Genomic DNA, 21,064 nt, shown 5'->3' with positions numbered 1-21,064 from the left:
CACCTTCGCCGACCGCTGGCCGGCAGCAGAGACCTACTAATGGAAACCGCCGGAAACACCGTTACTGAAACAGTCCCCACCGTCCGGCGGGGCCGACGTGGTGTCTGAGCGCTGCGTGGCGAACGTGGCCCGCGACAGCCGCGCAGGAACATGTCGGCGTTGCTGGCTAGCAGATCACGGTTGCTTCCAGCGCCTCGCGAAGATGTTGCTTGGCCTGTTGGTAGTGGTTCCGAACTGTTGATGCTGGCTGGTCGAGGATGTCGGCCACCTGCGCGAGCGTGAAGCCTTCCCAGTGGACGAGTCGCACGATCTCGGCGTGCCTGCTGTCGAGCGCGTTGATGGCGTCCCTCACGTCGAGTCCAGCGTCGGCTGCGGGTGCCGGGTCGGTGCTGGCAAGAACCGTCCGGACCCGGTCGGCAAGGCGAGTGCGTCTCTGGATACCGCGCCGGTGGTTCAGCAGCGTCTTGTGCGCGACACCGAACAGCCAGGCGCGGGCCTCGCCGGGGTCCTGTGGGAGCACGGGTGTTCGACGCCAGGCGGTCATGAGAGTGTCGGCGAGCAAGTCAGGTGCGTCATCGTCGCCGACTCGCCGCCGGAAGTAGCGCAATAGATCGTCAGCGTTCTCGGTGAGCACGGTGGTAGCGCGGTCAGTCACTTCTTGAACTCCGGCTGCCACGCCGGGATGGCGGGGTCAGGGTTGTCCCCGGTGCACCGGAGTTCGCCGCTGTAGGAAAGTTCGTAGTCCGCGTAGTCGGTGTAGCCCTCGTCCAGCAACTTGGCGTGCACGGCGTCGAAGGTGGCTTGTTGCATCGCGGTGACGTACTCGTAGTCGGCGTCGTAGTTGGAGGTGCCGTAGCCGAAGGTGAGGTCGGAACTTCTGTCCAGTCCACCGAACTGCCAGGCTTGCGGCCCTTCCGCGCGGGTGGTGGCGATGGCGGCGTCGATGTCGGCGATCTCGTTCAGGGTGTGATCGTTCAGCCAGTCGTGGATCATCTCGTTGGCGTCGGGGTTGGCGACCTTGAGGTCACCGATGCGCTGCTCGCAGACGCCGCCGCTAGGAAGGGTGAACGACAACGTTCCAGTCGGGTCATCCGCCCAAAGTGCGTCCCAGTTCCCGAAGATGGAGCCCGACACGGCGGCTGCCGCTCCTCCGCCGAGGAGCACGACAGTGGCCGCGGACGCGGCGAGGATGGCGCGCCGAGGCCGCCTGTTGCGGGCGACAGAGGTGCGAGAACCGCGCCTGGCGGCGTCGCGGGTGGTGGCGACGAGGTCGTCCAGGGCCGCGGTCATCGGCTCGCTGGTTCGGCCGGTGTCGGGTGCGGATTCGTTCAACAGGTCATCGAGAGAACGCACGGTTCCTCCAGTGCTCGCGGTCATGTTCTATCCCGTACATGTCCGGTCCGACGCGAAATGTCCTGAGTACGTCGGGAAACTTCTAGCGGCTAGTGGCCGCTTCGATCTTCGCGCCCCTGGCATCCGGATCCGCGGCGATGAGCGCGGCTCCCAGGCGGTCGTCGAGCAAGGCGTCGCCGCTGGGGCCGAGGCGGGACCAATCAGTCCTCCGGCTCCGGCGGCGCCTCCGCGCCCTCGGCCTCGTCGCGGTCGGCCCACTGCAGGAGCGGGGCGATGTCGAAGGGGTGTGCGTCGATGTCGGCGTGGAGGTCGCCGAGATCGGCAAACCGCTCCGGCATCGTGAAGATCGTGAAGTCGTCCGGCTTGCAGCCGTCGACCTCGTCCCAGCGGATCGGCGCGGAGACCCGCGCCTGCGGCACGCCGCGTACGGAGTACGCCGCTGCGATCGTGTGGTCGCGGGCGTTCTGGTTGTAGTCGACGAAGAGCTGGGCGGGGTCGCGGTCCTTGCGCCACCATGCCGTCGTGACCTCTCCCCCAGCCCGACGCTCGACCTCGCGCGCGAAGGCGAGCGCGCCACGGCGTACGTCCTGGAAGCCGTGGTCGGGCGGGATCCGGACGTAGATGTGCAGCCCCGAGCCGCCGCTGGTCTTGGGGAACCCCGCCGCGCCGAGCTCGTCGAGCACCTCGTGGGCGACGTGGGCGACCCGCTGGACCGTCGGCCAGTCGCACTCCGGTCCGGGGTCGAGGTCGATGCGCCACTCGTCGGGCTTCTCGGTGTCCGCGCGACGGCTGTTCCACGGGTGGAACTCGACGGTCGACATCTGTACGGCCCAGATCACGCTGCCGAGCTCGGTGACGCACAGCTCGTCGGCGGTGCGCTTCCACCGCGGGAAGAACAGCTGCACCGTCTCGATCCACTCCGGCGCCCCGGCGGGCAGCCGCTTCTGGTGCACCTTGTCGCCGGCCAGGCCCTTGGGGAAGCGGTGCAGCATGCAGGGCCGCTCGAACAGCGCGTTGACGATCCCGTCGCCCACGGAGAGGTAGTACTCGACCAGGTCGAGCTTGGTGGCCTCGGGCTGTCCGTCATGCGCAGGGAAGTACACCCGATCAGGGTTGGTCACCTTGACGACGCGGTCGTCGACCTCGATCTCGGTGAACGGTGAGGGCACAGCCAGACCCTAGTCGGGCGTTCTACTTCTTCGACGCACCTGCGGGGGCACCCTCGGGCTTGGTGGCCGGCGCTTCGGTGACGGTCACGGTGACCGGCTCCGACCAGCCCTCGTCGGCATACTGGCTCTCGGGCCGGTGCCAACGGAACTCGGTGGTCTCGGTGACGGGTACGTCGACGCGCGCCACACCGCCCGCGTTGCCGAGGACCATGCCGCCGGTCGAGGTCCACTCGCCGCCCGGGACGCGGGACTCGAGGACGAGCGGGTCGCCGGTGACCCGGCCGCCGGGGTCGGTCACCCGGCCCGTGACGGTGACCTGCTGGCCCGCGTCCACGGCCTGCCGATCGAGCGCCGCGGAGGTGGTGAGGGACGTGCCCTCGAAGTCGAACGTCGAGCCCGAGGCGCGGATGGCGTCGAGGTTGAAGGACGAGCCGTCGCAGCCGAAGCCGGTGATCGCGAATCCGGCGCCGTCACCGTGGGCGGCCGCGAACGCCGCCGTCGTGGCGGCCTCCGGCTCACCGAGCGGCGACAGGGTCGCCAGGTCGACGAGGGTCCAGTCGTAGGTCAGTGCGGCGGCGGACACGGTCGTCCACGAGTCGGCGGCCGCGGAGAGCGGGGCGCGTCCCTGCCAGGCGGTGCCGGGCAGGTTGTCGGGCGTGATGCTCATGACCCACGCCACGCCCTGGCTGCCGGCCGTCGAGGCCACGGACACCGAGGCGTCGAAGGACGCGAGCGAGTCGAACCGGGCGAACGGACCCGAGGCCGTGCCCGCGGCGGGCGGGACGAGGCCGAGCGAACGCCGGCCGAGCGGAGCCGTGTACGGGCCGAGGTTGAGCCGCGACTGCGGGGGCTGCGCGGCACCGAAGAGGTTGTCGCAGCCGACAAAGGTGAGGAACACGTCAGGGTCGCCGGTGCTCGGCCCGGACAGCGTGCTGCTGGCCTCGGCCTGCGCCGGGGCCGTGCCCAGTGCGGTGAGTGTCGTCGCAAGCGCGACGATCGTCATCGTGGTCCGCAACCGCATCCGTGTCCTGCTCCCCATTGACCCGGCGCACCCCCTCGGCGCGCCGCGCTCAACCCATCATGCTTGGTGGTGCGGCACTTGGGAACAGCAGACCCCTCGATGTCGTCGCATTGTTGCCTCGGATTCACCTCCCGGGGTGATGGGTGCGGGCGACTAGGTTGTCGCCATGCCGATGAGGGGTGACGACGTGCCTCGCCACCCCGTACGCCGGGTCGAGGCACGCGCCGGTCACGAGCTCCGGCCCGGCTCCTATCCCGCCTCGATCCCCGCCATCGCGCAGGTGCTCGCCGACGGGCTCGACCTCGGCCCCGGCGTCACGTTCCTCGTCGGCGAGAACGGCTCCGGCAAGTCCACCCTCGTTGGGGCGATCGCCACCGCCTACGGTCTCTCGCCCGAGGGCGGCAGCACCCACAGCATGCACTCGACAAGGCCGACCGAGTCGTCGCTCGGGGACGCGCTCCAGCTCGTCCGCGGTGCTGGGTCGACCAAGTGGGGGTTCTTCCTCCGCGCGGAGACCATGCACGGCTGGTACTCCTACCTCGAGGACCACCCGAAGACGAGCGGCGAGCCCGACCCGGTGTTCCACGAGATGAGCCACGGCGAGTCGTTCCTCGCCCTGCTCGAGTCCCGGTTCGGGGGCAAGGGCTTCTTCTGCCTCGACGAGCCCGAGGCGGCGCTTTCCTTCTCCTCCACCTTGGGACTCGTCGCCACGCTGCAGCGGGTCGTCAAGCGGAGGGGCCAGGTGCTGTGCGCCACCCACTCCCCCGTGCTCGCGGCGATGCCGGGCGCCCGCATCCTCGAGACGGGTGAGTGGGGGCTGCGCGAGGCGGCCTGGGAGGACCTCGACCTCGTCGACCACTGGCGTCGCTACCTCGCCGAGCCGTGGGCGTACCTGCGGCACCTCGCCGACGACTGAGCCCGACCGGGATCAGGCGAGCGGCCGCCGGCGCAGGGTGGCGGCGAACATCGCGTCGGTGCCGTCGCGGTGCGGCCACAGCTGGAACCGGTCGACCTCCTCGGTGTCGCCCCGCCTGCCGAGCACGGCTGCCACGACCTCGGTGGTCTCGGCGAGCACCGGCGAGCACGTCGCGTAGACGACGATCCCGCCGGGCCGCACCGAGTCGATCGCCACGTCGAGCAGCACCTGCTGGAGACCGACCAGCACCTGGACGTCCTCGGGCGTACGCCGCCAGCGCGACTCGGCGCGTCGCCGCAAAGCACCGAGGCCCGAGCACGGAGCGTCGACGAGCACCCGGTCGAAGGTGCCGGGGACCCACGGCGGCCGGGTGCCGTCGCCGGCCAGGACGTGGGCGGTGCCCGCGGGCACCGCTCGCAGCGCCGAGGCGACAAGGGTGGCGCGGTGCGGCTGGCGCTCGTTGGCGACGAGGTGGGCGCCCCGCTGGGCGGCGAGGGCAGCAAGCAGCGCGGCCTTGCCGCCCGGTCCGGCGCACAGGTCGAGCCAGCGCTCGTCGCGGCCCGTCAGGGGTGCCTCGGTCATGGCGATGGCCACCACCTGGGAGCCCTCGTCCTGGACCCCCGCGCGACCCTCCGCCACCGCAGGGATGCCCGCCGGGTCGCCACCCGCGAGCTCGACGGCGTACGGCGACCGGCCGGTGCGCGCGCCGCCCGCAGCCTCCAGCTCGGCGACGTCCGACAGGCCGGGGCGCGCGGCGAGTGTGACGCGCGGGGGCGCGTTGTCGGCGGCGAGCAGGGCCTCGAGGTCGTCGTCGTCGCCCAGCGCCTCGCCCAGCGCGTCGACGACCCAGCGCGGGTGGGAGTGCGCCACGGCGAGGTGGCCGTGGAGGTCCACGGACCGGTCCGGCGTCACCTCCGCGACCCAGTCGGCGAGGGTGCGCCGGCTGATCTTGCGGAGCACGGCGTTGACCAGACCGGCCGGTCCCTGGCCGACGCTGCCGCGGACGAGGTCGACGCTGGTGGAGATCGCGGCGTGGTCGGGGACCCGCATGGACAACAGCTGGTGGGCGCCGAGCCGCAGCACGTCGCGGACGCCGGCCTGGAGCTTCGGCTTCGTCAGGGACGCGTCGATCACCGGGTCGTACAGGCCCTGCATCCGGATCGCGCCGGACGCCAGCTCGGTCGCCAGGGCGGCGTCGCGGCCCTCGAGCCCGTGCTTGCGGAGCACCTGCGGCAGGACGAGGTTGGCGTACGCATCCTCCACGCGCACGGCGGTGAGGACGTCGAGCGCCGCCCGCCGGGGTCGGTCGACCGGGCGGCGGCGCTCACTCACCGAAGTGCTCCCGCACCAGCTTCTTCGGGGCCTTGGCCGCCCACGCCTCGGTGATGACCTCGGCCAGCTCGCTCCGGCTGATCTCGTCGAGCCGGGACTGCTGGACCAGGACGGCGGCGTAGCCCTTGAAGTGGTCGATGGTGAAGAACGGCGTCGAGTCGTCCGCGACCAGCGCGTTCTTCTCGACCTCGGTCGCAGTGGTGACGACGACGAGGTCGTCGTACATCTCCCCCGACTCCGGGTCGATCGCCGTCTTCCCAGGTGCGCGGTAGAGGACGAACCCCTTGCCCTTGTCGCCGCGCGGCACCTTCCAGGTCGGCCGGTCACCCCACGAGGTGCCGAGCTCGGTCTCGGGCAGGCTGCCGCAGATCTCGTCGATGTCCTCCGGGCGGGCCGGGCGGTCGGCAGGGGTGGTCATGGCACCCAACCTAGTCGCCAGAATCGAACCGGACGCCCGACTCCAGGCGTACGCCGCGGGCCCAGTCGGCCGCAGCCATCTGCTTCTTCCCGAACGCCTTCACGTCGCCGAGCCGGACGGGCGTGGTGGCCGTGCCCACGAGGACGGCGTTCTTCGAGACCTGGAGGACACCCGGCTCCAGCGCCGGCTCGTCGGTGTGCGCGACGGCGCCGATCTTGATCCGCTCCCCCTCGAACGTGCTCCAGGCGCCGGGTGCCGGGGTGCAGGCGCGCACCTGCCGATCGATCGCGACCGCGGTGTGCGTCCAGTCGATGCGAGCGTCATCGACCCGGATCTTCGGGGCGAAGGACACCCCGTCCTCCTGCTGCTCGCGCGCCTCCAGCGAACCGTCCTCGATCCCGTCGAGCGTCTGCACCAGCAACCCGGCACCGCCCTCGGCGAGTCGCGCGAGCAGGTCCCCGGCGGTGTCGTCGGCACGGATCCGCTCCGTCATCACCCCGAACACCGGACCGGCGTCCAGCGCCTTCACGATGCGGAAGGTGGTGGCACCGGTGAACTCGTCGCCGGCCCACAGCGCGTGCTGCACCGGGGCGGCGCCGCGCCAGTGCGGCAACACCGAGAAGTGGAGGTTGATCCAGCCGTACTGCACGAGGTCGAGCGCCGACTGCGGCAGGAGCGCGCCGTACGCCACCACCGGGCACGCGTCGGGGCGCAGGTCGGCCAGTGCGGCCCGGAAGTCCGGGTCGCGCGGGTGCTCGGGCTTGAGGACGGGTACGCCGAGCTCGTCGGCCCGCTGCGCGACCGGACTGGCGACCAGCTTGCGGCCGCGACCACTGGGCGCGTCGGGACGCGTCACGACGCCGACCAGCTCGTGGCGGCTGGCGGCGACGGCGTCCAGCGCGGGTACGGCGACCTCGGGGGTGCCGGCGAAGACGACCCGCATCAGAGGCCGAGGCCGTTGGTCGCGTGGGGGCTCACCCGGACGGTCGGCTGCTCGAGGCCGAACCACTCGGACTCGCGGATCTCCTTCATCGCGGCCTTGCGGGCGGCCGTGTCGAGCTTGTCGATGAAGAGGATCCCGTCGAGGTGGTCGGTCTCGTGCTGCATCGCCCGCGCCAGGAGCTCGGACGCCTCGATGCGCTGCGGCTCGCCGTGCATGTCGAAGCCGGTCGCGAGGACGCGCAGCGCGCGCAGGCAGTCGTAGGTGAGCTCAGGCAGGGACAGGCATCCCTCCGCGCCGTCCTGGGTCTCGTCGGAGAGCTCGAGGGACGGATTCACCAGGTGGCCGAGCTCGCCCTCGACGTGCCAGGTGAAGACCCGCAGGCCGACCCCGATCTGCGGTGCCGCCAGCCCGGCGCCGGGCGCAGCGACCATCGTGTCGGTGAGGTCGGTGACGAGCTGGCACAGCTCACGGTCGAAGCTGTCGACCTCGAGCGCTCGCTGGCGGAGCACGGGATCACCGAAGAGGCGGATGGGCTGGACGGCCATGGCGCGAGTCTAGGGATGCGCGAGCAGCCCTCATCCACCGGTCGACGCGGTCGCGCAGCAGGCGAGAGATCGGCGGATGAGGGCTAGACCGTGAGCGGGTCGACCTGGATGCGGACCGGGTCGAGCTTGCGCGCCGAGCGCACTCGTTGGAGGTCGCCCAGGGCGCCGGACAGGCGCTCCCCGCCCGCGCTCGGGACCCGGAGCAGCACCCGGTGTTCGCTCTCGCCCTTGCCGAACGGCACCGGACCGAGGACCTCGGTGCCCTCGGGCAGGTCGAGCAGGTGGAGGACGTCGTCCAGCGCCCCGAGGTCGCCGGTCACTATGGCCATCCGGGCGGCCGGGGGCAGGTGCGCCTGCGACCGCTCCTCCACCTCGCGCCGCGCGAAGCCGGCCGGGTCCCACCGCACGAGCGCCTGCAGCGCCGGGTGGGCGGGGTCGCCCACCGCCACGACGTGCCCGCCCGGCCGCACCAGGGCCCCGGCGTTGAGCCAGCGGCGCAGTGCCTCCTCGGATGCGCGGAGGTCGTCGCGGGCCAACGTCAGCCAGGTGTCGAGGATGAGAACGGCGGCATAGCCCTCGGCGGCCACGGGCTCGGCCCCGACGGTCGCGACGACGATGTCGGGCGTGGCACCGACCCGCTCGAGGACCCGCTCGCCCGAGCTGCTGCGTACGGTCGTGCCCGGGAACATCCGGCCGAGCTCCTCGGCCGTACGGGCCTCGCCCCGGACCGGTGCGCGCAGGCCGCGGCCCCGACAGGCGCTGCACGCCCAGGCCGCCTCCACATGGCCGCACCAGCGGCACTGGGGCGGCACGGTCGGTCCGGACACGACCAGCGGGCCGGTGCAGGCCGAGCATCGGGCGGGCGTACGGCAGGTGTCGCAGGCCAAGGACGCGGCATAGCCCGCGCGGGGCGTCTGGACGAGCACGGGGCCGGACTCCAGCCCGCGCCGGATGGCGTCGTACGCCGCCCGGGGGATGCGGGTGCCGACCTGCCGGTCCTCGGCGGCGACGGCCTCGGCGCGGACCCGTCGCCGGACGACCTCCCGCGAGGCCGCCAGCTCGTGCGCCCACCCCGTGGTGAGGAGCTGCTGCGCCTCGGGTGTGCGGGCCACGCCGCCGAGCAGCGCGGCCGTCGACTGCTGCTCGGCCCGCGCGAGGAGAACCTCGCGGGTGTGCGGATAGGGAGCGCGCGGCTCGGCATGCAGGTCGTCGCCGTCGTCCCACAGCACGACGAGGCCGAGGTCGTGGACGGGCGCGAAAGCCGCCGACCGGGTGCCGACCACGACCCGCCTGGCGCCGCGCGACACCGACAGGAAGTCGCGGTAGCGGGCCGCCGGCCCGCCGTCGGCGGTGAGGCAGACGTGGTGGCCCTCCCCGAGCAGCTCGAGAAGCGCGGCGTCGACCCGGGCGACGTCGCGGTGGTCGGGGACGCAGACCAGTGCGCCGCGCCCGGCGGCGTACGTCGTCGCGACGGCCTCGGCGATCATCCGCGGCCAGTCGTCGGCGGGCGCGGCGGACCACACCGCCCGGGGCGTCTCACCGGCGGCGAGCCGGCGGAGGAAGGGCTCGGCGTGCTCGACCTCACCCCACGACTGCGGCGCCACGTCGGGCGGCGCCGGCGCGGGAACGGAGGGCGCCTTCTCGGCGGTGGCGTGGCGGGGCGGGACGGCCAGCCGCAGCACGTCGGACCGGGCGCCGGCGTACCTCCGGGCGAGCGTGCCGCTCAGCTCGGCGATCTCGGGCGCGAGGACGGGCTCGGGACTCACCACCCGCCGCAGCGGCTGGAGGGTGCCGGTGTGGTCGGTCTCGGCGGCCCGCTCGACGACGTAGCCGAGGACCTCCTGACCGGCGAAGCGCACCTTGACCCGCGCCCCCGGCACCGCCGTGTCGGACATCGTCCGCGGCACGGCGTAGTCGAACGGGCGGTCGAGGTGGGCCAGCGCGAGGTCGACCAGCACCCGCGCCACCGGGTCGACCTCGGCGGGCTCCCAGGCGGCCGCCGTACGGCGGCGGGTCGCCGCGGCCTTGGCCTTCGCATCGTCCACGGCAGCACGAAGCCCCGGGAGCATGTCTGCTTCCGGGGCTTCGTGGGACGTCATGGCCGCGATTGTGTCAGCGGGCTCGGACAGCCGTGCCCGCCGGTGGAGGAGGTGTGCGGACTCCTGCGCGGTTGGGCCGTTGCAACGGCCTACCCGCGCGGGAGTCCCCGCTCAAGCGGTGACTCCTACAGCACAGGATCAGATGCCGACGGCGGCCTTCAGCTTGTCGGCGCGGTCGGTGTTCTCCCAGGTGAAGTCGGGGAGCTCGCGGCCGAAGTGGCCGTAGGCCGAGGTCTGGGCGTAGATCGGGCGCAGCAGGTCGAGGTCGCGGATGATCGCGGCCGGACGGAGGTCGAAGACCTCGAGCACGGCGTCCTGGATCTGCTCGTCCGGGACCACACCGGTGCCGAAGGTCTCGATGAAGACACCGACGGGCGCGGCCTTGCCGATGGCGTACGCCACCTGCGCCTCGCAGCGGCGGGCGAGGCCGGCGGCCACGACGTTCTTGGCCACCCAGCGCATCGCGTACGCCGCGGAGCGGTCGACCTTCGAGGGGTCCTTGCCGGAGAAGGCGCCGCCGCCGTGGCGGGCCATCCCGCCGTAGGTGTCGACGATGATCTTGCGACCGGTGAGGCCGGCGTCGCCCATCGGGCCGCCGATGACGAAGGTGCCGGTCGGGTTGACCAGCATCCGGTAGCCGTCGGAGGGCAGGTCGAAGGCGCTGAGGACCGGGTCGATGACGTGCTGCTTGATGTCGGCCTCGAGCTGCGCGTGCTCGACCTCGGGGCCGTGCTGGGTCGAGAGGACGACGGTGTCGATGCGCACCGGGCGGTCGTCCTCGTCGTACTCGATGGTGACCTGGGTCTTGCCGTCGGGACGGAGGTAGGCGAGCGTGCCGTCCTTGCGGACCTCGGTCAGCCGCTGCGCGAGGCGCTGGGCGATCGTGATCGGGAGCGGCATCAGCTCGGGGGTGTCGTCGCAGGCGTAGCCGAACATCAGGCCCTGGTCGCCGGCGCCGCGCTTGTCGAGCTCGTCCTCGGACGTGCCGACGCGGGACTCGTGGCCGGCGTCGACGCCCGCCGCGATGTCGCTGGACTGGGCGCCGATCGCGACCTGGACGCCGCACGTGGTGCCGTCGAAGCCCTTGTCGGAGGAGTCGTAGCCGATCTCCAGGATCGCCTTGCGCACGATGTCGGCGACGGGGGCGTACGCCGTGGTGCGCACCTCGCCCGCCACGACGACGAGGCCGGTCGTCAGGAGGGTCTCGACGGCCACGCGCAGGTTGGCGCGGTCGGGGTCCTCGGACATGAGGTAGTCCAGGACGGAGTCGCTGATGCGGTCGGCGATCTTGTCCGGGTGACCCTCGGTCACGGACTCCGAGGTGAAGAGGCGTCCTGCCACGTTGCTCTCAATTCTTCCAGACACAGCTGATGGGGATCGGTCGAGTAAAAACTACCTGCTGCCCAGCATCCGGGACGCTGGTCTCAGTCGGCGAATCGCCGGAGGACCTCGTCCCAGATGACGTGGGCGAGCGCCGTCTTGCTGCCGTGGGGCACCTCGACGGACGCGCCGTCGGCGCCGAGGACGACGGCCTCGTTGTCGGAGCTGCCGAAGACCGCTCCCCCGCTGACGTCGTTGACGACGAGCAGGTCGCAGCCCTTGCGGGCGAGCTTGGCGCGGCCGAGCTCGAGCACGGAGCCGGTCGCGTCGCCGGTCTCGGCGGCGAACCCGACGATCACGGCGCCCGGGCGAGCGCGGTCGTGGGAGATCTCGGCGAGGATGTCGGGGTTCTGCTCGAGCTCGATGCCCGGCGCGGAGCCGTCGTCGGCCTTCTTGATCTTGGCGTCGCTCACCGCCGTCGGCCGGAAGTCAGCCGGCGCGGCGGCCATCACCACCGCGTCCGCGGTAGCGGTGGCAGCGACGACGGCCTCCCGCAGCTGCTCGGTCGTCTCGACGCGTACGACGCTCACGCCGGCCGGGTCGGCAAGCGACACGTTGGCGCTCACGAGCGTGACGTGCGCGCCTCGTGAGGCGGCGGCCCGGGCCAGGGCGTACCCCTGGAGCCCGGACGAGCGGTTGCCGAGGAAGCGCACCGGGTCGAGGTACTCGCGGGTTCCGCCGGCGGACACGACCACCTTGCGGCCGGCCAGGTCGGTCGACGACCCGGCGCCGCGGTCGAGCACGCCGCGCACCAGCTCGAAGATCTCGGTGGGGTCGGGCAGCCGGCCCTTGCCCGTGTCGGCGCCGGTGAGCCGGCCCTCGGCGGGCTCGATCACGATCGCGCCGCGCTGGCGCAGCGTCGCGACGTTGGCCTGCGTGGCGGGGTGCTCCCACATCTCGGTGTGCATGGCCGGTGCGAACACGACCGGGCAGCGCGCGGTGAGCAACGTGGTGGTCAGCAGGTCGTCGGCCAGCCCGTGCGCCGCCTTGGCGAGCAGGTTCGCGGTCGCCGGGGCGACGACGACGACGTCGGCGTGCTGCCCGATCTGCACGTGCGGGACGACGTGGACGTCGGTCCAGACCTCCGTGGACACGGGCTTGCCGGAGAGCGCGGCCCACGTGGGGGCGCCGACGAACTCCAGTGCGGAGGCCGTCGGCACCACGGTCACGTCGTGGCCGGACTCGGTGAAGCGACGCAGCAGTTCACACGCCTTGTAGGCCGCGATCCCGCCGGAGACGCCCAGGACGACCCGTGCGGTCATCGTGAGGCTCGCGTCACTCCGTGGCGCCACCGGCAGCGGCCTCAGCGGCAGCGGCCTCGGCGGCGGGGTCGATGTCCTCGCAGGTCAGGAGGTCGTCGTTGATCTCTCGGAGCGCGATCGAGAGCGGCTTCTCCTGCACGTGGGTGTCGACGAGGGGGCCGACGTACTCCAGCAGGCCCTCGCCGAGCTGGGAGTAGTACGCGTTGATCTGACGGGCCCGCTGGGCGCTGTAGAGCACCAGCTTGTACTTGCTGTCGGTCTTGGTGAGCAGGTCGTCGATCGAGGGGTTGGTGACGCCCTCGGCGGCGATGGTGGGAGAAGCCACAGTGATAATGCCTCGCTAGTCAGATGAGGAGGAATTGGATCCAACCATCAAGGATACCAACTGCTCGGCCGCAGCGTGAACTTCGTGGTTCACAATGGTCACGTCGAACTCGCTCTCGGCGGCCAGCTCGGCCCGCGCGGTCTCGAGCCGGCGCTCCCGCTCGGCCTCGCTCTCGGTGCCGCGACCGACGAGGCGGCGTACGAGCTCCTCCCACGATGGCGGCTTGAGGAAGACGAACAGCGCGTCGGGCATCGTCTCGCGCACCTGGCGGGCGCCCTGCAGGTCGATCTCCAGCATCGCGGGGTGTCCGGAGGCCAGGGCGAGGTCGACGGGTCCGCGCGGCGTGCCGTAGCGCGCCGCCTTGTGGACGACCGCCCACTCGAGGAGGTCGCCCTTCGCGATCATCGCGTCGAACTCCTCGTCGGAGACGAACCAGTAGTGGACGCCGTTCTCCTCGCCGGGACGCGGGGGCCGGGTCGTGGCGGAGACGGAGAGCCAGACCTCGGGGTGCGTACGGCGTACGTCGGCCGCGACGGTGCCCTTGCCGACGGCGGTCGGGCCGGCGAGCACGATCAGCCGCGAGCGACGGGTGGGGTTGCCCCGTCCGGACTCGATCACGAGGCGTCGGGGCCGAACTCGCGCTCGAGCGCCGCGACCTGGTTGACGCCCAGGCCACGCACCCGGCGGCTCTCGGCGATGCCGAGGCGCTGCATCACCTGACGGGCGCGTACGCGGCCCAGTCCGGGCACCGACTGGAGCAGCTCGACGACCCGCATCTTGCCGATGACCTCGTTGGTCCGGCCCTCCACGAGGACGTCGAGGATCGAGCCACCGGAGTTCTTGAGTCGGTTCTTGACCTCGGCGCGCTCGCGACGGGAGGCCGCTGCCTTGGCCAGGGCTGCCTGGCGCTGCTCGGGCGTCAGAGGGGGCAGGGCCACGAAGAAGATCCTTATGCAGAGGTGCGGGTGGGTCGTGCAGGTTGGTGCGGGTCAATCTAGTCAGAGCGCGACGCGGTGGGCAATCGCGCCCGCCTCAGCGCGAGAGCGGCGTGCCGCACACGTCGAGCGCGTGCTGCTCGACTGCCCCCATCGCGGTCACCGTCTGCTCGGAGCCGACCTCGCGGGCGGCGGCCTCGATCTCCCGGCGACCTGCGTCGTCGAGGTCGGCGGGCGGCTCGTCGGCGGCGTACGACGACGGGTCGACGCCGTGGTCCGAGAGCACCTGCTCGAGCTCGCGGAGCGGGTCGATCACCGCGTCCCAGTCGTCGGCGATGTCACGCGGCGCTTGCTCGCGCAGCTCGTCGTAGGTGTCGAGGGCGCCGAAGAGGGCACCGGCGTCCTCCGAGGCGGCGATCTCGGAGAGCTCGACCTGGTGCTCGGTGACCGTGTCGCAGTAGTCGGCCTGCGGGTCGTCCGAGCAGCCGGTGAGGACGAGGCAGGCCGGCAGGAGCAGGGGGACGGCTGCGAGGGCTCGGATCACGCGTCCAACCCTCGCACGGCGTCGTTGCCGCGTCGCGCGGCGTCGCGAAGTGCAGTGACGTCGGGGCCGGCGGCCAGCACCTCGCGCGAGGAGCTCGGCAGCGCCCAGCGTGCCGCGCTGCCGAAGATCCGGCGCAGGTCGTCGGTCGTGCCGCCCTGCGCGCCGTAGCCGGGGACGAGGAAGGGGCCGTTGATGTCGAGGTCCTCCTCCGTCGACCCGATCGTGGCGCCGATGACCGCACCGAAGGAGCCGATCGGCCGGGCGTCGGCGTTGAGGCGACGGAGGTGGTCGAGGACCACGCCGGCGACCGTGCCGTCCGCGCCGCGGGCGTGCTGGACCTCCGGGCCCTCCTTGTTGGAGGTGAGCACGAGGACGAACAGGCCGGCGTCGTGGCGGCGGCAGGCCTCGACCATCGGGTCGAGCGAGCCGAACCCGAGGTAGGGGCTCGCGGTGATGGCGTCGGACGCGAGCGGTGACGCGGGGTCGAGGTAGGCGTCGGCGTACGCCTGGCTGGTCGAGCCGATGTCGCCGCGCTTGACGTCGAGCAGCACCAGCGCGCCTGCCGCCCGCGACTCGGCGATCACGCGCTCGAGCACGGCGACGCCGCGGCTGCCGAACCGCTCGTAGAACGCGCTCTGCGGCTTGACCACGCCCACCACCGGCGCGACGGCCTCGACCACGGTCAGCGCGAACCGCTCGAGCGAGGCGACGTCGTCGGACAGGCCCCATTGCTGGAGCAGCGCCACGTGCGGGTCGATGCCCACGCAGAAGCGGCCGCGCTCCTCGATCGCGCGGGCCAGCCGGGTGCCGAAGTCGGTCATCACATCTCCTGGTGGGATCTCGAGAGGTCGGCCCGGAGCCGGGCCACGGTCGTCGGGTCGTGGAGCAGGGCGGTGCCCACCTGGACGCTGGTCGCGCCGGCGTCGAGGTAGGCGTTGGCCGAGCGGAGGTCGTGCACGCCGCCGCAGCCGATGAGGGGCAGGTCGGGCAGCGCGCGGTGCGCCTCGGCAACGCACCGCAGCGCGACGGGCGCGATCGCCGGACCGCTCAGTCCGCCGGAGCGACCGTCGGGGAAGGCGGCCGGGACGGCGTTGCCGATGACGACGGCGGTGGCGCCGGCCTCGTGGCACGAGCGGGCGCCCTCGACGATGCGAGACACGTCGGGGCGCAGCTTGGCGAGCACCGGGCGGTCCGCGGGGAACTCACGGCGTACGGCCGCGATCACGCTGGCCGAGTGGTAGGGCTCGCGGACCTCGAAGAGACCGACGCCCACCTCGTCGGGCGCGCCGACGTTGACCTCGAGCCCCGCGACGCCCGGGGCGCGGCTGAGCCGGCGCGCAAGGTCGGCGTACTCCCCCATCGTCGAGCCGGCGATCGACACGACGACGCGTACGCCCGCGCGCACCAGCCACGGCAGCTCGGTCGCCAGGAAGTGCTCGAGACCCGGGTTGGGCAGGCCGACCGCATTGACCAGCCCGCCGGGGACCTCCTCGACCCGCGGCCCGGGGCCGCCCATCCGGGCGTCGAGGGTGATCGAGCGGGTCACGAAGTCGAGGCCGTCGAGGCCGTCGGGACCGGAGTACGCAGCCAGCTCCCGGCCGGTGCCGCCACAGCCGGCGGCGACCATCACCGGTCCCGGGATCGGGGTGGTCACAGAGCGTCCCAACGCACGCGGTCGCCCCGGACGACGGGTCCCTCGGCGCAGGCGCGGACGACGCGGTCGACGCCGTCCTCCCCCACCACCGACAGCGGGCAGCCGTGGCACAGCCCGGTGCCGCAGGGCGTGGGCACCTCGACCGCGACCTGGCTCCACGCACCCGCACGCTCGGCGGCACCGGCCGCGGCGCGCAGGACGGACGGCGGGCCGGCGGCGTAGACGACGTCGGCCTCGCTGCGGCGTACGAGGTCGTCGAGGTGGTCAGCCGGGGTGCCACGCTGGCCGACGGACCCGTCGGCGGTGAGGACGGTGACCGAGCGCGCCGAGCGCCTTGCCTCCAGCGCGGACAGCAGGCGCGCCTCGTCGGGCGCCGACACGACCATCGAGACCGCGCAGCCGCGCTCCCGGAGCCGTTCGGCCAGCGGGAAGAGCGGCGCGGCGGCGTACCCCTCGCCGACCAGCAGGCACGAGACGGCCTCCTTGGGCAGCGCGAACGCGCGACCCAGCGGCCCGGTGAGGGCGATCCGCGCGCCGACCGGCTGGGCGGCGAGCCACGCGGTGCCGGTGCCGCGCACCTCGACCACGACGTCGAGGGTCGGGCCGAACGCGCTGGACGCGCGGACCCGGTGCACCCACAGGGCGCGTCGGGCGACGTGGCCGTCGACGGTCACCGCCACGAAGTTGCCCGCGCGGAAGCGCTCCGGCACGCCGGGCGCGGTGAGGGTCAGGTGGCGGTAGCCGCCGATGCGCTTGGTGGCGACCACCTCGGCCGCCACGTGCACCGGCCCCTGCACCTCAGACATCACGCGCCTGAGGCAGGGTCAGCCCCCGCACGATGCGTCGCGGCCACAGCGGGCCCTCGTAGACGAACGCGGTGTAGGCCTGCAGGAGGTTCGCGCCCGCCGCGAGGCGCCGGCGCGCGTCGTCGACCGTGGTGATGCCACCCACGCCGACCAGCGTCAGGTCGGGACCGACCCGCCCGCGCATGAGGCGTACGACGTCCTCCGACCGCTGCGTGAGCGGGCGCCCGCTGAGGCCACCGGCGCCGATCGCCTCGACGGCATCCTCCGGGCTGGCCAGGCCGGCGCGGCTGATCGTGGTGTTGGTGGCGATGATCCCGTCGAGGCCGGACGCCAGCGCCAGGTCGGCCACCGCGAGCACGTCGTCGTCGCTGAGGTCGGGCGCGATCTTCACCAGCAGAGGCACCCGGCGCTCGGGACTGGCCTCCTCGGCGCGACGGCGTACGGCGGCCAGCAGGGGCTCGAGCTTCTCGACGGCCTGCAGGTCGCGCAGGCCGGGCGTGTTGGGCGAGGACACGTTGACGACGAGGTAGTCGGCGTGGGGCGCGAGGAGTCCGGCCGACTTCTCGTAGTCGCGGACGGCCTCCTCCTCGGGCACGACCTTGGTCTTGCCGATGTTGACACCGAGAAGGGTCGAACCGCCCTGCGCGCGCCAGCCGGCGAGCCGACGCGCGACCACCTCGGCGCCGTCGTTGTTGAACCCCATCCTGTTGACGATCGCGCGGTCGGCCTTGAGCCGGAAGAGCCGCGGCTGGGGGTTGCCGGGCTGGGCCTCCCCCGTCACCGTCCCGATCTCGACGTGCCCGAAGCCCAGGGCTGCGAGCCCGTCGATGCCGACGGCGTTCTTGTCGAACCCCGCGGCCAGGCCGAGCGGGTGCGGGAAGGCGAGCCCCATCGCCTCGACCAGACCGGTCCGGGGTGCACCGATCAGCCGACTCGTCACGGGCTCGGCGGCCCGGATCGCCCGGAACGCGGCGTGGTGGATCCGCTCCGCGTCGACCCGGGTCAGTGCCTGGTCGAAGAGGAGGTCATAGGCCTTCACGCGTCCCGGGCCTCCGCTGTCAGCGTGGCCCAGTCCTGCAGCGACCGGACCCCGATGTCGCCGCGGCGCATCGCCTCCAACCCCTGCACTGCGGCACCCAGGCCCTGGATGGTCGTGATGCACGGGATGTCGGTGGAGACCGCGGCGGTGCGGATGTCGTAGCCGTCGGCGCGAGGCGAGCCGCCGCTGGTCGCGCCGTGCGGCGTGTTGATGACCAGGTCGACCTCCCGCGCCCAGATCCGCCCGACGATGGTGGGCTCGCCGTCAGGACCCTCGCCCTCGGAGTGCTTGCGCACCACCGTCGACCGGACGCCGTTGCGCCGCAGCACCTCGGCGGTGCCGGCGGTCGCGAGGATCTCGAAGCCCATGTCGGCGATCTGCTTGACCGGGAAGATCATGTGCCGCTTGTCGCGGTTGGCGACCGACACGAAGACCTTGCCCGTCAGCGGCAGCGACCCGTACGCCGCGGCCTGCGCCTTCGCGAACGCGGTGCCGAAGGTGGCGTCGAAGCCCATCACCTCGCCGGTGGAGCGCATCTCCGGTCCCAGCAGCGAGTCGACGGTGCGACCGTCGGCGGTCTTGAAGCGGTCGAAGGGCATCACCGCCTCCTTCACCGCGATCGGCGAGCCGTCGGGCAGGTGGCCACCGTCGCCCTCGGCGGGCAGCAGGCCGATCGCCCGCAGGTCGGCGATCGACTCACCGAGCATCACCCGGGCGGCCGCCTTGGCGAGCGGCGTGGCCGTGGCCTTGGAGACGAACGGCACCGTCCGCGATGCGCGCGGGTTGGCCTCGAGGACGTAGAGCACGTCTGAGGCGAGGGCGAACTGGATGTTGAGCAGCCCCCGCACGTCGAGCCCGCGGGCGATCGCCTCGGTCGAGCTCCGGATCCGGTCGATCTCCTCGCGCCCGAGGGTGATCGGCGGGAGTGCGCACGAGGAGTCCCCGGAGTGGATCCCGGCCTCCTCGATGTGCTCCATCACGCCGCCGAGGAAGAGCTCCTCGCCGTCGAAGATCGCGTCGACGTCGATCTCGACCGCGTCGTCGAGGAACCGGTCGACCAGCACCGGCTGGCGCTCGTTGATCAGCCCGTTGGCGACGTACTTCTCGAGGTAGGCCTCCAGCGCGCCGTCGTCGTACACGATCTCCATGCCGCGTCCACCGAGGACGTACGACGGCCGCACGAGCACCGGATAGCCGATCTCGTGGGCGATCCGCTGCGCCTGGGGGTACGACGTCGCCGTGCCGTGCTTGGGCGCCGGCAGGCCAGCGTCGGCGAGGACGCGACCGAAGGCGCCGCGCTCCTCGGCGAGGTGGATCGACTCCGGCGACGTGCCGACGATCTTCACGCCGGCGTCGGCGAGACCCTGCGCCAGGCCGAGCGGTGTCTGGCCGCCGAGCTGGCACACGACGCCCGCGATCGGGCCGGCGAGCGTCTCGGCGTGGACGATCTCGAGGACGTCCTCGAGGGTCAGCGGCTCGAAGTAGAGCCGGTCGGAGGTGTCGTAGTCGGTGCTGACGGTCTCCGGGTTGCAGTTGACCATGATCGTCTCGTAGCCGGCCTCGGCCAGCGCCATCGAGGCGTGGACGCAGCTGTAGTCGAACTCGATGCCCTGGCCGATGCGGTTGGGCCCGGAGCCGAGGATGATCACGGCCTCCTTGCCCTCGGCCCGCGGCTGCACCTCGGTCTCCTCGTCGTACGACGAGTAGTGGTACGGCGTCTGGGCGGCGAACTCGGCCGCGCAGGTGTCGACGGTCTTGAAGACCGGCCGGATGCCGAGCGCGTGGCGCACGCCGCGGATCACGTCGGAGCTCAAGCCCCGGATCTTGCCGATCTGCTCGTCGGAGAAGCCGTGGCGCTTGGCCCGGCGCAGCAGGTCGGGGGTGAGCTCGGTGGCGTCGATGAGCTGCACCGCGACCTCGTTGATCAGCGCGAGCTGGTCGAGGAACCACGGGTCGATCTTGGTGGCCTCGAAGACCTCCTCCGGCGTCGCGCCGGCCCGGATCGCGTCCATGACCTTCTTGAGCCGGCCGTCGTGCGGCACCGCGATCTCGGCGAGCAGGGCGTCCTTGTCGAGCTCGACGTGCTCCTTGTGCCAGTCGAAGGGCGCGTGCTTGCTCTCCAGCGAGCGCAGCGCCTTCTGCAGCGCCTCGGTGAAGTTGCGGCCGATGGCCATCGCCTCGCCGACCGACTTCATGTGGGTCGTCAGCGTCGGGTCGGCCTCGGGGAACTTCTCGAAGGCGAAGCGCGGGACCTTCACCACGACGTAGTCGAGCGTCGGCTCGAACGACGCCGGCGTCTCCCGCGTGATGTCGTTGGTGATCTCGTCGAGCGTGTAGCCGATGGCGACCTTCGCGGCGATCTTGGCGATCGGGAAGCCGGTCGCCTTGGACGCCAACGCGGAGGATCGCGAGACGCGCGGGTTCATCTCGATGACGATGAGGCGGCCGTCCGCCGGGTTGACGGCGTACTGGATGTTGCAACCGCCGGTGTCGACGCCGACCGCGCGGATGATGCCGATGGCGAGGTCGCGCATCGCCTGGTACTCGCGGTCCGTGAGCGTCATGGCGGGCGCGACGGTGATCGAGTCGCCGGTGTGCACGCCCATCGGGTCGAGGTTCTCGATCGAGCAGACGATCACGCTGTTGTCCATGCGGTCGCGCATGACCTCGAGCTCGTACTCCTTCCAGCCGATGATCGACTCCTCGAGGAGCACCTCGGTGGTCGGGCTGGCGGCCAGGCCGGAGCCGCCGATGCGGCGCAGGTCGGTCTCGTCGTACGCCATCCCGGAGCCGGTGCCGCCCATCGTGAACGAGGGCCGCACGACCATCGGGTAGCCGAGGTCCTCGGCCGCCTCGAGCAGGTCGTCGATCGTGTGGCAGATGGTGCTGCGGGCGCTCTCGCCGCCCAGCTGCTCGACGATCTTCTTGAACTGCTGGCGGTTCTCACCGCGCTCGATCGCCTCGATGGACGCGCCGATTAGCTCGACGCCGTACTTCTCGAGGACGCCGGCCTTGTCGAGCGCCATCGCGCAGTTGAGGGCCGTCTGGCCGCCGAGGGTCGCGAGCAGCGCGTCGGGGCGCTCCTTGGCGATGACCTTCTCGACGTACTCCGGCGTGATCGGCTCGACGTACGTCGCGTCGGCGAACTCGGGGTCGGTCATGATCGTGGCCGGGTTGGAGTTCACCAGGACGACCCGCAGGCCCTCCTCGCGGAGCACCCGGCACGCCTGGGTGCCGGAGTAGTCGAACTCGCAGGCCTGGCCGATGATGATCGGCCCCGAGCCGATGACCATCACGCTCTGGATGTCGGTGCGCTTGGGCAT

General features: G+C 72.2%; 21 protein-coding genes. 1 reads left to right on the top strand and 20 read right to left on the bottom strand.

Annotated features, from left to right (window positions below; genetic code table 11):
- Positions 1 to 166 precede the first annotated feature (166 nt).
- The 4 genes from EUA94_RS20115 to EUA94_RS20100 all read right to left on the bottom strand — a co-directional run bounded on the left by EUA94_RS20115 (position 167) and on the right by EUA94_RS20100 (position 3,543).
- The gene (locus EUA94_RS20115; RefSeq protein ID WP_207210660.1) at positions 167 to 634 is read right to left on the bottom strand and encodes an RNA polymerase sigma factor; all 468 of its coding nucleotides are present in this window, start codon (positions 632 to 634) and stop codon (positions 167 to 169) included.
- 17 nt (positions 635 to 651) lie between these two features.
- Complete coding sequence (locus EUA94_RS20110; protein WP_129428633.1) at positions 652 to 1,134, bottom strand: hypothetical protein; 483 nt, start codon at positions 1,132 to 1,134, stop codon at positions 652 to 654.
- Positions 1,135 to 1,553: 419 nt separating this feature from the next.
- Entirely contained in the window at positions 1,554 to 2,522 is a 969-nt protein-coding gene (gene ligD, locus EUA94_RS20105) for a non-homologous end-joining DNA ligase (RefSeq protein WP_207210658.1), read from the bottom strand.
- A 22-nt stretch (positions 2,523 to 2,544) separates the two neighbouring features.
- Positions 2,545 to 3,543: a hypothetical protein gene (locus tag EUA94_RS20100; protein WP_129428631.1), complete on the bottom strand. Its 999-nt coding sequence runs from the start codon at positions 3,541 to 3,543 to the stop codon at positions 2,545 to 2,547.
- A 166-nt stretch (positions 3,544 to 3,709) separates the two neighbouring features.
- On the opposite strand from EUA94_RS20100, the gene EUA94_RS20095 reads away from it, so the two are divergent.
- Positions 3,710 to 4,459, top strand: coding sequence for an AAA family ATPase (locus EUA94_RS20095; RefSeq protein ID WP_129428630.1), 750 nt, complete (start codon positions 3,710 to 3,712; stop codon positions 4,457 to 4,459).
- A 12-nt stretch (positions 4,460 to 4,471) separates the two neighbouring features.
- Here the strand turns inward: EUA94_RS20095 and EUA94_RS20090 are convergent, their stop codons facing one another.
- From EUA94_RS20090 to carB, 16 genes are all read right to left on the bottom strand, one after another.
- Entirely contained in the window at positions 4,472 to 5,791 is a 1,320-nt protein-coding gene (locus EUA94_RS20090; protein ID WP_129428629.1) for an RsmB/NOP family class I SAM-dependent RNA methyltransferase, read from the bottom strand.
- Complete coding sequence (locus EUA94_RS20085) at positions 5,784 to 6,209, bottom strand: MmcQ/YjbR family DNA-binding protein (protein ID WP_129428628.1); 426 nt, start codon at positions 6,207 to 6,209, stop codon at positions 5,784 to 5,786. The genes EUA94_RS20090 and EUA94_RS20085 overlap by 8 nt, the downstream gene beginning before the upstream one ends.
- Before the next feature lie 10 nt (positions 6,210 to 6,219).
- The gene (gene fmt / locus EUA94_RS20080) at positions 6,220 to 7,152 is read right to left on the bottom strand and encodes a methionyl-tRNA formyltransferase (protein WP_129428627.1); all 933 of its coding nucleotides are present in this window, start codon (positions 7,150 to 7,152) and stop codon (positions 6,220 to 6,222) included.
- Positions 7,152 to 7,697, bottom strand: coding sequence for a peptide deformylase (gene def, locus EUA94_RS20075; RefSeq protein WP_129428626.1), 546 nt, complete (start codon positions 7,695 to 7,697; stop codon positions 7,152 to 7,154). Before def ends, fmt begins: the two co-directional genes overlap by 1 nt.
- 83 nt (positions 7,698 to 7,780) lie before the next feature.
- On the bottom strand, positions 7,781 to 9,796 hold the full coding sequence (locus EUA94_RS20070) for a primosomal protein N' (protein WP_165357067.1): 2,016 nt from the start codon (positions 9,794 to 9,796) through the stop codon (positions 7,781 to 7,783).
- Positions 9,797 to 9,934: 138 nt separating this feature from the next.
- Positions 9,935 to 11,137 carry a methionine adenosyltransferase gene (gene metK / locus EUA94_RS20065; RefSeq protein ID WP_129428625.1) on the bottom strand — a complete coding sequence of 401 codons (1,203 nt, stop codon included), beginning with the start codon at positions 11,135 to 11,137 and terminating at the stop codon, positions 9,935 to 9,937.
- A gap of 83 nt (positions 11,138 to 11,220) precedes the next feature.
- On the bottom strand, positions 11,221 to 12,438 hold the full coding sequence (coaBC, locus tag EUA94_RS20060) for a bifunctional phosphopantothenoylcysteine decarboxylase/phosphopantothenate--cysteine ligase CoaBC (RefSeq protein ID WP_129428624.1): 1,218 nt from the start codon (positions 12,436 to 12,438) through the stop codon (positions 11,221 to 11,223).
- 13 nt (positions 12,439 to 12,451) lie between these two features.
- A complete protein-coding gene (rpoZ, locus tag EUA94_RS20055; RefSeq protein WP_129428623.1) occupies positions 12,452 to 12,763 on the bottom strand; it encodes a DNA-directed RNA polymerase subunit omega in 312 nt (103 codons plus the stop codon).
- A gap of 15 nt (positions 12,764 to 12,778) precedes the next feature.
- Positions 12,779 to 13,381: a guanylate kinase gene (gene gmk, locus EUA94_RS20050; RefSeq protein WP_129428622.1), complete on the bottom strand. Its 603-nt coding sequence runs from the start codon at positions 13,379 to 13,381 to the stop codon at positions 12,779 to 12,781.
- Positions 13,378 to 13,701 carry an integration host factor, actinobacterial type gene (gene mihF / locus EUA94_RS20045; protein ID WP_129428621.1) on the bottom strand — a complete coding sequence of 108 codons (324 nt, stop codon included), beginning with the start codon at positions 13,699 to 13,701 and terminating at the stop codon, positions 13,378 to 13,380. Before mihF ends, gmk begins: the two co-directional genes overlap by 4 nt.
- Positions 13,702 to 13,795: 94 nt before the next feature.
- Positions 13,796 to 14,242, bottom strand: a complete 447-nt coding sequence (locus EUA94_RS20040; protein ID WP_129428620.1) for a hypothetical protein — start codon at positions 14,240 to 14,242, stop codon at positions 13,796 to 13,798.
- On the bottom strand, positions 14,239 to 15,063 hold the full coding sequence (gene pyrF / locus EUA94_RS20035) for an orotidine-5'-phosphate decarboxylase (protein WP_129428619.1): 825 nt from the start codon (positions 15,061 to 15,063) through the stop codon (positions 14,239 to 14,241). The genes EUA94_RS20040 and pyrF overlap by 4 nt, the downstream gene beginning before the upstream one ends.
- Positions 15,063 to 15,896 (bottom strand): beta/alpha barrel domain-containing protein, encoded by an 834-nt coding sequence (locus tag EUA94_RS20030; RefSeq protein ID WP_129428618.1) that lies wholly within the window; start codon positions 15,894 to 15,896, stop codon positions 15,063 to 15,065. The genes pyrF and EUA94_RS20030 overlap by 1 nt, the downstream gene beginning before the upstream one ends.
- Positions 15,893 to 16,702: an iron-sulfur cluster-binding protein gene (locus tag EUA94_RS20025; protein WP_129428617.1), complete on the bottom strand. Its 810-nt coding sequence runs from the start codon at positions 16,700 to 16,702 to the stop codon at positions 15,893 to 15,895. The genes EUA94_RS20030 and EUA94_RS20025 overlap by 4 nt, the downstream gene beginning before the upstream one ends.
- Complete coding sequence (locus EUA94_RS20020; RefSeq protein WP_129428616.1) at positions 16,695 to 17,741, bottom strand: quinone-dependent dihydroorotate dehydrogenase; 1,047 nt, start codon at positions 17,739 to 17,741, stop codon at positions 16,695 to 16,697. The genes EUA94_RS20025 and EUA94_RS20020 overlap by 8 nt, the downstream gene beginning before the upstream one ends.
- Positions 17,738 to 21,064 (bottom strand): carbamoyl-phosphate synthase large subunit, encoded by a 3,327-nt coding sequence (gene carB, locus EUA94_RS20015; protein WP_129428615.1) that lies wholly within the window; start codon positions 21,062 to 21,064, stop codon positions 17,738 to 17,740. The genes EUA94_RS20020 and carB overlap by 4 nt, the downstream gene beginning before the upstream one ends.

Origin of the sequence: Nocardioides zhouii, from assembly GCF_004137345.1 — a bacterium.
In the GTDB taxonomy this organism is placed as follows: Bacteria; Actinomycetota; Actinomycetes; order Propionibacteriales; family Nocardioidaceae; genus Nocardioides; species Nocardioides zhouii.
The sequence above is the reverse complement of the archived record's forward strand: the minus strand, read 5'-3'. Positions and strand labels throughout refer to the sequence as shown.